This window comes from Halobaculum halobium (genome assembly GCF_030127145.1).
GTDB lineage: Archaea > Halobacteriota > Halobacteria > Halobacteriales > Haloferacaceae > Halobaculum > Halobaculum halobium.
This window is the reverse complement of sequence record NZ_CP126158.1, coordinates 1971525-1984130: the sequence shown is the minus strand read 5'-3', so window position 1 is coordinate 1984130 and position 12606 is coordinate 1971525. Positions and strand designations below refer to the sequence as shown.

Sequence of the window (12606 nt, the reverse complement as noted above, 5' to 3'; positions counted from 1 at the left end):
GAGAGGAGGTGGTCTCCTTCGGCGGCCGCCGCGGTCGCCCGAGCGGCGTGAGAATCGGTGTCGCCGCCGGCATCGCCCTCAACGGCCGCGGCGTCGCCGGTCGCGTCCGCGGCGGGCTCGGAGGCGTCGGAGCTCACAGCTCCACCCCACCGAGGTACGCTTCCTGCACCTGTTCGCTCTGTTGAACTTCCTCGGGCGTGCCGTCGGCGATGACCTGCCCGCGGTTCAACACGAGGATCCGGTCGGCGATTTGGAAGATGATCTCCATGTCGTGTTCCACGATGAGTATCGTGAGACCGAGGTCCTCCTGGAGTTCCTCCACGAGGTCCACGGTGGCGGCAGTCTCGTCCGGCGACATGCCGGCGGTCGGTTCGTCCATCAACAGCAGGTCGGGCTCGGACGCGAGCGCGATCGCGATCTCCAGACGGCGCTTGTCACCGTAGGGGAGGCTCCCGGCCTCCATCTCCGCGCTCTCGAGGAGATCGACCGAGTCGAGCATCCGGTCGGTGATGTCGTGGACCGCGTCGAACCCGGCGAGTCGCTTCAAGAAGTCGACGCTGAACGAGCCGTTTTCGGCCGCCAGCGCCGCGATCTCGACGTTCTCCCGGACGGTCATGTTGGGGAAGATCGACGCCGTCTGGAATGATTTTGAAATCCCCGCCTGTACCGTCTCGTGAGGTTCGAGGTTCGTGATGTCCTCGCCGTCGAACTCCACGGTGCCGGCAGTGGGTTCGAGCGCTCCGGTGATGCAGTTGATGAGCGTCGATTTCCCGGCGCCGTTCGGTCCGATGACCGCGCGTGTCTCGCCAGAGTCGACCTCGAAGCTCACCTCGTCAACGGCGACGAGGCCGCCGAACTGCTTGGTGAGTCCGTCGGTGCGCAGGAGGCTCATTCGCTCTCACCTCCGTCAGTCGCGGCCGGCTGGTTGCCGTCGCCGCCACCGCCGGTGATCCGTGCGCCCAGGTCGGAGAACGCCCCGTAGATACCGCGGGGGAACACCCACACGATGAACACGAACACCGCGCCGAGCACGAACCGCCACAGCGAGCCGATCGAACCGATCATCGGCAGGCTGACCCCGGAGACGACGTTCGCGACGTACTCGAACACGAGCGCGCCGAACACCGGACCGACGAGGCTGCCGGTGCCGCCGAGGACGGTCATGATGACGAAGTCGCCCGACTGGATCCAGTACAGCCCCGTCGTCGGGTGGATGTACTGCTCGTGGATGACGAACATCGCGCCGCCGACGCCCGCGAACACCGCGGAGATGACGAACGCCATCAGCTTGTAGCGGAACACGTTCAGTCCGACGAACTCCACGCGCTCCTCGTTCTCGCCGAGCGCCTCGAAGATGAGGCCGTACGGCGAGTTGATGATCCGGTTGCCGACCCAGACGGCGATGAGCATCATGACCCCCGCGAACGCGTACATCACCGTGTACGAGTCGAACACGGGTACCAGCTGGGTGTCCAGCGGGACCGCCCCGACGAACAGCCCGTGCGCTTCGATCCCCGAGAAGCCGTTGTCGCCGTTCGTGAGCCACGAACCGGGACCGAGGGCCCAGAAGTACAACGCCTGGCCGAACGTCAGTGTCAGGACCGCGAAGTACACGCCAGAGCGACGGATCGAGACGAACCCGATCGGCCACGCCAGAAGCGTCGCCACGATCGTCCCGACGATCACCATGAGGATCGGACTCGGAACGACCTGGCTGAACAGCGCCGCCGAGTACGCCGCCGAGCCGAAGAACGCGGCGTGTCCGAACGACAGCAGTCCGGTGTATCCCAACAGGAGATTGAACCCGATGACGATGATACCGTAGATGAGTACCAGCGACGGGAGCCCGGCGTACCCACCGATGGAGATGCCGATCACGTCCCCGACTGCGCCGAGCACGTCGACAAGCAGGAACGGGAAGACGACCAGCGCTGCGGCCGAGGCGATGACGACGAAGTCGTCGCGCTCGCGCAGCCTCGCGATCCCGGAGCCGCCCGAGGCGGCCTCCTCCGTGTCGGCGACGGCGCCGCCGTCGGTCGCGATCTCCTCGTCGTTCATTCGCCCACCTCCGCGGTGCCGAACAGCCCCTGCGGACGGAAGATGAGCATGAGCGCGACGAAGAGGTAGAGGACGATCTGCGCCCACTGGCTGTACGTCTGGGTCATCGCCGAGACGATGACGCCGAGAACCAGCCCGCCCGCGATGGCGCCCCGGACGGAGCCGGCGCCGCCGACGACGATAGTGAGGAACGCCGGGATCAGCGCCTGATCCATGCCGATTTGGGGACTGAGCGTTTGGATCGACGCACCGATGAGGCCCGCGAACGCCGCGAGCGCCGCGCCGAGCGCGAACACCAGACTGTACGACCGGTTGATCTTGATCCCGAGCAGGCGAACCATCTCGGAGTCACGCGTCCCCGCCTGCACTACGAGCCCGAAGTCGGTGCGCTCGATGGCGAGGTACGTCAGCCCGATGACGAGGAAGGCGATGCCGATGATGATGAGCCGCCACGAGGGGAATAGCCCGACGAGCGGCAGGCTGATCGGCTGAGAGACGTTGACGCCGAAGATTGTCGAGGGGGCTATCGACTGGAACGTATTCCCGCCGATGACGTTTTTGATTGTCTCCTCGACGATCAGCGCGAGGCCGAACGTCACGAGCAGTTGGTCCGTCTCGGGCCGGTCGTAGAACGGTTCGGCGACGAATCGCTCCATGAGGAGTCCGACGCCGAACCCGAAGGCCGGAACGATGACGAGCGCGGCGAGGAAGCCGCCCTCGAAGCCCATCGTGGTGATTCCGAGACTGTACAACAGCCCATTCGAGAGGGCGGTCTCCTGAAACACGATCAGTCCCGTGTACGCGCCGACGAGATAGAGCGCCCCGTGCGCGAGGTTCAGGAACTCCATCGTCCCCAGGATGATGGTGAGGCCGATACCCAACAGCGCGTAGATGGCGCCCTGCTGAAGGCCGTTGAGGAGTATTGATGCGATCTCGGACTGTAAGAGCAACATTATCGTTCGTGTAGGTGCGGTGTGGTCCGCTTGGTAGTAGTTGTCGGTGTTGACATTCGTTGACGTGGTTCAGTTGATCGGATAAGAACGTGCCGGTGCTGGACGGGGAGGACCTAGCCGGTGCTCACTCGTCGCCGTACTCGCCCAGCTCACACTCCGCGGCCGGGCCGGCGTCGCACGCGTATCCCAGGTCGTCCTGAGAGGTCTGGCTGACGATGTTGAGCAGCTTGTCCTCCGTCTGCTCCTCCTCGCTCGCCCCCTGCATGACGAGCACGTCACGCTGGGCCTGGTGGTCGCAGCCGCGCATGCTCTCGCTGCCGAGGCCGGCGCCGCTGTACTCGTGGCCCTCCAGCTCTCGGATGACCTCCGGCGGGTAGAACGTCTCCGCCCGTTCGGCGGCCGCGGCGTACTGGAGCGTCTGCGTGTACGCGATCCGGGCGCCGTAACTGGGCGCGCGGTCGTGCTCTGCACGGTACACCTCGACGAACGACTGAGACGCGTCGTCCTCGAGCTGCCAGTTCCAGTCGGCCGTCCCGAAGATGCCGTCGATGGAGCCACTTGCCGCCTCGGCCATGAGCCGATTGTACAGCGGGACGACGATCTCCATGTCCTGATCGAGGCCGGCCTCGATCGCCTGCGGGAGCGAGTTCGCCGCGTCCAGCCCGTAGTGGTTGAGCACGAGCACGTCCGCCTCGTCGCGGGGCACGTCCGAGAGGTACGACGAGTAGTCGGAGGTCCCCAGCGGCGTCGGCACCGATTCGATCTGGCTCCAGTTTGCGACATCGGTGAAGAACTGCTCCATCGAGGCCTGCTGGGTCTGGCCCCACGAGTAGTCGGCGTACAGCTGGTAGAAGTTCAGGTCTTCCCCGTACTCCTCGGCGAGAACGGGCGCGAGCGCCTGGCCCGTCATGTACGCGTTGAACATCTCCCGGAACGAGTAACGGACGCACTCGCTACCGGTCGTGTCGTTCGAGTGGGTGATGCAACACTGGAACAGAACCTTCTCCTCTTGACACAGCCCCTGGACCGCGATGGCGACACCGGAGGACGACCCGCCGGTGACCATGATCGCGTTGTCGCGGTTGATCATCCGCTGTGCGGACTGTCGAGCGGTGTCCGGGTCCGTCGCGGTGTCACCTTCGACGGACGTGACGGTCTTTCCGAGGACGCCGTCCCCGGAGAGGCCGTCCCAGTTGTCGACCCAGCCACCGCCGTTGTTCAGGTGCTCGACCGCGAGGTTGTAGCCACGCAGTTCGTCGGCACCCTCCTGCGAGTACGACCCCGACTGCGGAACGTTGAAGCCGAAGACGACCTCGTCGCCCTCGACCGGGTAGTTCCCGAGTGCGGGGTACTCCGAATCGCCGCCGCCGCCGGCACAGCCGGCGAGTCCGGTGAGTCCTGCGGCGCCGGCTGCGCCTGATGCTTTGAGCACGTCACGTCTACTGAGTGCGGTGGTTTCCCGTGCCATGCCACTACCGGTGGAAGCAACCTTAATGAACGTTCCGCCCATATCCCCTTAAATGATGTTAATATTGGTAATATGGACTGCCGACCTTCACCATGATAATTGTTATCACACGTAGGATGTTTCAGTCGGTCGATCAAGCAAAAAACACGGTCCCGGTTGCCGCCCGGTTCCCGCCGAGAGGAAGGGTTACGCGAGTTCGTTCGCGACGTCCGAGAGGGAGGTCACCTCGAGAGAGGGGTCGACGCCGATCTCCTCGAACGGGTCGTTCGCCCGGTTCACCCACGCGGTCTCCATCCCCGCACTCCCGGCGCCTGCGACGTCCCACGCGTTCCCCGAAACCAGCCGACAGCTGTCGATCGGCGTGTCAGTTCGGGCGGCCGCGTTCTCGTACACTCCGGGGTTCGGCTTGAACGTCGACACCTCGTCGGCGCTGATCACGTCATCGAGGTGCGGGGCGAGCCCGGCGTTGTCGGCGAGGGTCTCCAGCATCTCGGGATTGCCGTTCGACAGCACCGTCACGGTGTGGCCGGCTTCCGACAGCCGGGTGAGGGTCTCGATCGCGTCCGGATACGGGTCGAGGTGTTCGTAGGAGGCGAGGATGCGCTCGCGGGTCGCTTCGCCCGCGTCGACGCCCCACTGGCTGAGCGCGTACGCGAGCGCGTCGGCGGTCACCTCCCAGAACGGCTGGTACTCCTCCATCAGCGCCGACTGGTAGGAGTACTGGAGCTGCTTGGCCCGCCAGGTCGCGTCCAGTTGGGACACGAGCGCCTCGGGCGCATCGAGTTCGTCCGCGAGCGTGTCGGTCACGCTCCCCGTGTCACACAGCGTCCCGTACATGTCGAAACAGAGCGTCTCGGCCATACGCCACCGATCCTCATCGTGCGTCATAGTAGCACGGGAGGCGGCGGTTCGTGACGGTGCCGCGTTTGATCGCCGCGACCGGCTGAGAGACGAAGGGACTCGCGTCGACGGGGCAGTACGCCCCCACGTGATTAAGTGGCCTACCGTGATACACACTCACATGGACCTCAGAGACGCGACGACCGAGGACGTTGACGGAATCCGCGAGACCGCCCGTGCGTCGCTGTCGACCTCCTACGGGCACGCGCTCTCGGCGGATCTCATCGACGACGCCGTCGAGTCGTGGTACGATGCCGAGGCGGTCGCTGACTCGCTCACCGGCGAGGACGCGGTGTTCGTCGTCGCCGTCGACGACGGTGCCGTCGTCGGCTTCGTACAGAGCCGGTTCGTCGAGCGTCGCGAGCCGGTCGGCGAACTGGACTGGCTCCACGTCCACCCGGACCACCGCGGGGAGGGGATCGGCGACGACCTGCTGCGCCGAGCGGAGACGGAGCTACTGGAGTTGGGTGCCGAGCGCCTCGAAGGGCGCGTGCTCGCCGCCAACGAGTCGGGCGGCGAGTTCTACGAGCGCGAGGGGTTCTCCGAGATCGGCGAGCGGACCGTAGAGATCGGCAGCGAGGAGTTCCTCGAGCGCGTGTTCGCACGTTTTCCCAGCGGCGACGGCGAGCAGGTGCTCACAGAGGCGCGCGTCACCGACGACGACGGGCAGGTGTACGTCGCCTACGACGAGGCCGAGCGCGCGTCGGTCGCCCCCTTCTACGCGACGTACGCCGACCGCGAGCGCACCGATCGCGTGGGCTACGTCTGCGGCAACTGCGGCGGCTTCGCGGTGAACGTCGACACCATGGACCGCGTGCAGTGCAGCGAGTGCGGCAACAAGCGGAAAGCGAGCCGCTGGGACGCGGGATGGTGACGGCGGACGCCACGCGAGCGATCGAGTCTCCGACTCCGAACGGGCACCGACAGTCTCACGCGCGATACTTCGAGGGCGGTAGTTAAGTCGCGGCGGCGGCCTCGGGCACACATGGACGGACGCGTGCTCGCCGTCGTCGGCGCGAAGGGGGGCGTCGGCAAGACGACGACGAGCCTCAACCTCGCGGCCGCGCTCGCGGAGGACGGCCGTGCCGTCGCGGTCGTCGAGGCGGATCTGGCGATGGCGAACGCCGTCGACTTCCTCGACATCCGCGTCAACGGTGGCCGGACCCTCCACGACGTACTCGCCGGCGGGGCCGGCGTCTCCGACGCCACCTACCCCGCGCCGGGCGGCTTCGACGTCGTTCCCAGCGGCGTGACCCTCGACGGCTTCGTCGACTCCGACCTCGACCGGTTCCCGGCCGCGATGGACGCGCTGAAAGCCCGCTACGACGCCGTGCTCGTCGACACCGCCGCCGGCGTCAGCAGCGAAACGGTGGTACCCATGTCGGGGGCTGACGCCTCGGTGCTCGTGTCGACGCCGCGGGTCGCCTCAATCCGCGACGCCGACAAGACGATCACCGTCGCCGAGCGCGCCGACGCCCCCGTCGGCGGCGTCGTGCTCACGAAGTCCGGGACGGGCCGGTCGCCCCCGGCAGACCGCATCGCGGACTTCCTCGACACCGAACTGCTGGGACACGTCCCCCACGACGAGACGATCCCGAAGGCGCAAGACGCCGGCCAGCCGGCGATCTCGTACCGCCCGCACAGCGCGGCCGCAGACGCGTATCGCGAGGTCGCCGCCGCGCTTCGCAAGCGCCCCGACATGCTCGGGATGACGGTGACGACGAACGCCGGCGGCTTCCGCTTCGGCGACGGCGACGACGGCGCCGTCGCGGACGGCGGCAGCGGGGACGGCCCCGCGCCCGGCGCCGCCACCGACGACGGCTTCACGAACCCGTTCGGCAGGGACGAGACCGCGGATCGACCGGAACGCCTACCCACCAGCGCCACGCTCGCGACCACGTGAACGAGGAAACCCTCGCGGTCGTCGAGCGCTGGGCCGACTGCGCGGTCGCGGAGGCAGCGCGGCTCGACGGCGGCGAGGTCGGGACGGTCCACCGCCTCGACCTCGCGGACGGTCGCCGGGTCGCCGCCAAGACCGGCCCGACCGATCCGGGCGTCGAGGCGGCGATGCTGCGCCACCTCGACGAACGGGGCGGCCTCCGCGTACCGGCGGTTTTCCACGCCGGCGACGGCGTGCTGGTGCTCGAGTACGTTCGGAACGACGGCGCCGCGACCATCACGCCGGCGGTCGAACGCGACCTCGCCGGACGCCTCGCCGCGCTCCACGCGACGGCCCCCGACGCCGACGCGTTCGGCTTCCCGTTCGATACCCTCACCGGCCCGTACACGCAGCCGAACCCGTGGACCGAGTCGTGGCCGACGTTCTTCGGCGAGCGTCGACTCGAGCACGCGGCGACGCGAGCACACGAGGAGGACGTCCTGCCGGCGACGGACCGCGAGCGGATCGAGTCGCTCGTCGCTGATCTCCCAACACTGCTGGGCCACGACCCGAGCCCGTCGCTGATTCACGGGGACGTGTGGGCCGGAAACGTCCTCGTTGACGGCGACCGGGTGGCGGCGCTACTCGACCCCGCCTGTTACTACGCCGACCCGGAGGTCGAGTTGGCGTACGTCGAGTGGACCGGGACCGGCGGCGACGCGTTCCTCGAACGCTACCGGGAGGTCGCCGGGGTCGCCGACGGCTACCGCGAGCGCGAGCCCGCGTACCGGCTGTACCCGCTGCTCACGCATCTCCGGTACTTCGGCGACGAGTACCTCGGCGAGGTTCGGGCGACGCTGTCGGATCTCGGGTACTGAGTGTCGGCGACGAAAAGACGGGGTGCGGTGGTCGGCGGTCCGTGATTGACCGGTGTTCGATCGGTCGTCGGTCGGTGCGGCGGCGATCACCGGGAGGCGGGCTATCCTTCGCCGACCATCCGGTCTTCCTCCTCCCACTCCTCCTGGCGGAGTTCGTACTTCTGGACCTTCCCGGTCGAGGTCTTCGGGAGCCGCTTCACGAACTCGATCCGGGTGGGCGCCTTGTAGTGGGCCATGTTGTCGCGGGCGTACTGGATCAGGTCGTCGGCGGTGACGCCGGGGTCGTCTGGGTCGCCGCTGGTCGGCACGACGTACGCCTTCGGCGTCTCGCCCCAGTCGTCGTGCGGCGAGGGGATGACCGCCACGTCGTCGACCATGTCGTGGCTGAAGAGGGTGTCCTCGACCTCGATGGAGGAGATGTTCTCCCCGCCTGAGATGATGATGTCCTTCTTGCGGTCCTGGATCGAGATCATCCCGTTGTCGTCGACGACCGCGAGGTCGCCCATGTGGTAGTAGCCCTCGACGCGGTCGGTGAAGGCCTCCTCGGTCGCCTCGGGCTTGTTCCAGTAGCGGTCCATCACCTGGTTGCCGCGGACGACGACCTCGCCGATCGTCTCGCCGTCTTCGGCCACGTCGTTGCCGTCGTCGTCGACGACGCGGATCTCCGTGCCGAGGTACCCGATCCCCTGCGTCTTCTTCACCGCGAAGCGATCGTCGGAGTCGTCGTCGAAGTAGCGGCGAGCGTCGGAGGTCGTGATGAGCGGGCCGGTCTCGGTGGCGCCGTACACGTGCTTGAGGTACCAGCCGAACTCGTCTTCCACCGTCCGGATCGTCGCCTCCGGCGGCGCCGCCCCCGCGGTCGCGACGCGCACGTCCTGACCGGCGTCGGGCTCGCCGCCGTGCTCGTCGAGGTGGTCGCCCAGCATCTTCAGCACCGTCGGCGCCGCACAGAAGTACGTCACGTCCTCGCTCCGGAGCTTGTCAAAGACGTACTCCGCGTCGACGCCGCGGGTGCAGACGTGCCGAGCGCCCATGCCCGTGATCGCGTAGATGTGCCCCCAGCCGTTCACGTGGAACATGGGCAGCGTCCAGAGGTAGGTGTCGTCGTCGCGGATCTCCTGGTGGATCGAGATGATGTACGCGTGCAGCGTCTCCGTCCGGTGAGTGCGACAGACGCCTTTCGGGTCCCCGGTGGTGCCCGACGTGTAGTTGATCGTGACCACGTCGTCCTCGGACAGTTCCGGGCGATCGTAGTCGGTGGACTCGGCGATCGCGTCGTCGAACTCCTCCCAGTCGCCCTCAACGGCGTCGGCGTCGTTCGTGATGAACGTCTCCGTCGGGACGTCGTCGCGGATCGCCTCGATCTTGTCTGCGTAGGCGTAGTCGGCGTAAATGGCCTTCACGTCCGCGTCGTTGAGGATGTACTCGAAGTCCGATTCAACGAGGCGGTAGTTCAGCGGCGTGTGGACCGCGCCGGCCTGGAAGCTCCCGTAGGCGGCCGCCAGGTGGTAGTGCGTGTTCGGGTCCAGCACCGCCACGCGGTCGCCCTGCTCGATGCCGCGCGATTGCAGCGCCGCCGCGAAGCCGTCGGCGCGCTCGCCCAACTCGTCGTACGTGAATCGCTCACCGTCGACCCCGAGGACCGCCTCGTGGTCCCCGTAGTTACGGCGAGCCCGATCGAGGAAATCGGTCACCAGCAGCGGTTTTTCCATAGACAACGGACGTTCAGGCACGTTCGTGATAATCGTTGCGGGCGCGGTGACAACTGACACAGTCTGTTCCTCCACCGATCCGTCGTCTCCGCTCGGTGCCCTGTGGATCGCGTCCCGCCTGAATCGAGTGGTCTTCGCGCACACAGGGAGCCACCACCGACGGGCAGTACGTGGCCCCGCGGCTGGCGGACGGAGTGTCAAAAATCTGCGAGTCGAGTCGGTGTCGCGATCCGGGGCGCTCAGTCGCCCTGGACGACCTGTCGGATGTCCTCGACGATCTCGGGGTTGCGGAGCGTCGAGGTGTTGCCGAGCTCGTCGCCGTTGGCGATGTCCTCCAGCAGGCGGCGCATGATCTTCCCGGAGCGCGTCTTCGGGAGCTCCGGCGTGAAGATCACCTGCTCGGGGCGGGCGATCGGCCCGATGGCGTCCTCGACCGCCTCGACGATTTCGGCGCGGAACGCCTCGGACTCCTCCTGGCCGTCTTCGACGATGACGTACGCGTAGACGGCCTCGCCTTTCACCGGGTGGTCGCCGCCGACGACGGCGGCCTCGGCGACGCCCTCGACGCCGACGATCGCCGACTCGATCTCCATCGTGCCGAGGCGGTGGCCGGAGACGTTGAGCACGTCGTCGACGCGGCCGAGCACGGTGATGTAGCCGTCCTCGTCGATCTTCGCGCCGTCCTCGGGGAAGTACACCCAGTCGTCGGAGTCGTCGGAATCGGTGTCGGAATACTCCGCCCAGTACTCGTCGATGAAGCGCTCGTCGTTCTTGTACAGCGTCCGGAGCATCCCGGGCCACGGCTTGTTCACCGTGAGGTAGCCCGCGCGACCGGGTTCGACCTCCTCGCCGTCGGTGTCGACGATCTGCACGTCGAGGCCCGGGAGCGGCGGCCCCGCGGAGCCGGGCTTCATGTCCTTCACGCCCGGCAGCGTCGTGACCATCATGCCGCCCGTCTCGGTCTGCCACCACGTGTCGACGATCGGGCACTCCTCGTTCCCGATATGCTTGTAGTACCACTTCCACGCGCGGGGATTGATCGGCTCGCCGACCGTCCCGAGCAGCCGGAGGCTGGAGAGGTCGTGCTCGTCCGGATACTGCGAGCCCCACTTCATGAACGCGCGGATGGCGGTGGGCGCGGTGTACAGCTGGGTCGCTTCGTAGTCCTCGACGATCTCCCACAGTCGGTCGCGGTCGGGGTGGTCGGGCGTCCCCTCGTACATCATCGTCGTCGTGCCGAGCGCGAGCGGGCCGTAGACGATGTAGCTGTGACCGGTGATCCAGCCGATGTCGGCCGAGCAGAAGTACGTGTCCTCGGGCTTGATGTCCAGTACCGCTTGCGAGGTCCACGCGGTCCACGAGAGGTAGCCGCCGGTGGTGTGTTTCACTCCCTTCGGCTGGCCCGTGGTGCCGGAGGTGTACATGAGGAACAACATGTCCTCGGCGTCGCGGTCGACCGGTTCCACCTCGGCGCCCTCGTTGGCGGCCATGAGGTCGCCCCAGTCGTGCTGGTCGTCCGCGAGGTCGTGGCCGAAGTCGTCGCCGTTGGGACCGAGGCGGTCGACCACGACCGTGTCGGTGTCGTGTTCGACGCCCGAGAGGCCCTCGTTGGCCTTGTCGAGGTGGTCGAGGGGATCGCCGCGGCGGTAGTAGCCGTCGCAGGTGACGAGGTACTCGGAGTCGGCCGAGTTCATCCGGGTCGCCAGCGCGTCCGCCGAGAAGCCGGCGAACACCACGGAGTGGGGCGCGCCGATGCGCGCGCACGCCAGCATGGCGATCGGCAGCTCCGGGATCATCGGCATGTACATCGTCACGACGTCGTCCTCGCCGACGCCCAGGTCCCGCAGCGCCGCGGCCGCCTCGTTCACCTTTTCGTGGAGATCGTTGTACGTCAGCGTGACGTTGTCCTCGTCGACGGGCTCGCCGACCCACTCGATGGCGGCCTCGTCGCCGCGCTCGTCGAGGTGCCGGTCGATGCAGTTCGCCGAGGCGTTGATCGTGCCGTCGGTGAACCACTCGTAGAACGGCGGGTTCGAATCGTCGAGCACCTGATCGTACGGCTCCTCCCAGTCGAGCAGGTCGGCCGCGGCCTGCCAGCACTCCGGCCAGTTCTCGTCGAACTCCTCGTAGATCGCGTCGTCCGAGACGTTCGCCTGCCCGACGAACGAGTCGGACGGCTCGAACACCTCCTGTTCTTCGAGCCGGGCCTCAAGTTCCACGTCATCGTCTGACATAGTCACGCGATACGTCGGAATCGACCGTGATAAAACTGCCTCACTCCGTCAACATCCACGTGTCGTCGGTCGGTTTGACGGGTGGGATCCAGACTGGTTCGTCGGGCGACCCACGCGGAGAGCGCGCCGCCGGTATCCTGGCACGTTGAAACGACGGCCGAAAGCGACGCGCGCGGACCGAGTTCGTCGGAAGCGACAGACGCAACGGTGGCTTGTCAGTCCCAAGTGACCCACGCGAGAAACGCGAGCGCGACGAGTTCAAGCAGGCGGAGCCCACCGACGGCGAGGTGTGCGATAGGCGCCTGGGCGGCGATCCACTGGCTCAGTTCAGGGTGGAAGTAGAAGATGTAGACCGCGAGGGCGTTCTCCGCGAGTAAGATGAGGCCGAACGCGGCGAGCCCGAGGGTGTGCTTCGACCGGAACTTCGCGTAGTTGCGGCCCCACACGTAGCTCAGCCCGAGGAGGAGGACGACGTTGAGGGCGGCAGCGGCCCAGATCACCTGCAACCAGACGCTCATCTGCTC

Annotated in this window: 11 protein-coding genes; 3 read left to right on the top strand and 8 right to left on the bottom strand. The window is 67.1% G+C overall.

Annotated features, from left to right (window positions below):
* Positions 1–133: 133 nt before the first annotated feature.
* The 5 genes from P0Y41_RS10380 to P0Y41_RS10360 form a co-directional block, all read right to left on the bottom strand.
* Entirely contained in the window at positions 134–892 is a 759-nt protein-coding gene (locus P0Y41_RS10380; protein ID WP_284061274.1) for an ABC transporter ATP-binding protein, read from the bottom strand.
* Entirely contained in the window at positions 889–2058 is a 1170-nt protein-coding gene (locus tag P0Y41_RS10375) for a branched-chain amino acid ABC transporter permease (protein ID WP_284061273.1), read from the bottom strand. The genes P0Y41_RS10380 and P0Y41_RS10375 overlap by 4 nt, the downstream gene beginning before the upstream one ends.
* Positions 2055–3008, bottom strand: a complete 954-nt coding sequence (locus tag P0Y41_RS10370; protein WP_345783207.1) for a branched-chain amino acid ABC transporter permease — start codon at positions 3006–3008, stop codon at positions 2055–2057. Before P0Y41_RS10370 ends, P0Y41_RS10375 begins: the two co-directional genes overlap by 4 nt.
* Positions 3009–3135: 127 nt before the next feature.
* On the bottom strand, positions 3136–4479 hold the full coding sequence (locus tag P0Y41_RS10365) for a substrate-binding protein (RefSeq protein WP_284061271.1): 1344 nt from the start codon (positions 4477–4479) through the stop codon (positions 3136–3138).
* A 186-nt stretch (positions 4480–4665) separates the two neighbouring features.
* Positions 4666–5340, bottom strand: a complete 675-nt coding sequence (locus tag P0Y41_RS10360) for a haloacid dehalogenase type II (RefSeq protein WP_284061270.1) — start codon at positions 5338–5340, stop codon at positions 4666–4668.
* 160 nt (positions 5341–5500) lie between these two features.
* On the opposite strand from P0Y41_RS10360, the gene P0Y41_RS10355 reads away from it, so the two are divergent.
* The 3 genes from P0Y41_RS10355 (at position 5501) to P0Y41_RS10345 (ending at position 8136) form a co-directional block, all read left to right on the top strand.
* Complete coding sequence (locus tag P0Y41_RS10355) at positions 5501–6253, top strand: GNAT family N-acetyltransferase (protein WP_284061269.1); 753 nt, start codon at positions 5501–5503, stop codon at positions 6251–6253.
* Between the two features lie 111 nt (positions 6254–6364).
* A complete protein-coding gene (locus tag P0Y41_RS10350; protein ID WP_284061268.1) occupies positions 6365–7282 on the top strand; it encodes a P-loop NTPase in 918 nt (305 codons plus the stop codon).
* A complete protein-coding gene (locus P0Y41_RS10345) occupies positions 7279–8136 on the top strand; it encodes a fructosamine kinase family protein (RefSeq protein WP_284061267.1) in 858 nt (285 codons plus the stop codon). The genes P0Y41_RS10350 and P0Y41_RS10345 overlap by 4 nt, the downstream gene beginning before the upstream one ends.
* Positions 8137–8237: 101 nt before the next feature.
* On the opposite strand, the gene P0Y41_RS10340 is transcribed toward P0Y41_RS10345, so the two are convergent.
* From P0Y41_RS10340 to P0Y41_RS10330, 3 genes are all read right to left on the bottom strand, one after another.
* A complete protein-coding gene (locus tag P0Y41_RS10340; RefSeq protein WP_284061266.1) occupies positions 8238–9848 on the bottom strand; it encodes a long-chain-fatty-acid--CoA ligase in 1611 nt (536 codons plus the stop codon).
* Positions 9849–10087: 239 nt separating this feature from the next.
* On the bottom strand, positions 10088–12082 hold the full coding sequence (gene acs, locus P0Y41_RS10335; RefSeq protein WP_284061265.1) for an acetate--CoA ligase: 1995 nt from the start codon (positions 12080–12082) through the stop codon (positions 10088–10090).
* A 215-nt stretch (positions 12083–12297) separates the two neighbouring features.
* On the bottom strand, positions 12298–12600 hold the full coding sequence (locus tag P0Y41_RS10330; RefSeq protein WP_284061264.1) for a DUF8036 family membrane protein: 303 nt from the start codon (positions 12598–12600) through the stop codon (positions 12298–12300).
* Between the last annotated feature and the right edge of the window lie 6 nt (positions 12601–12606).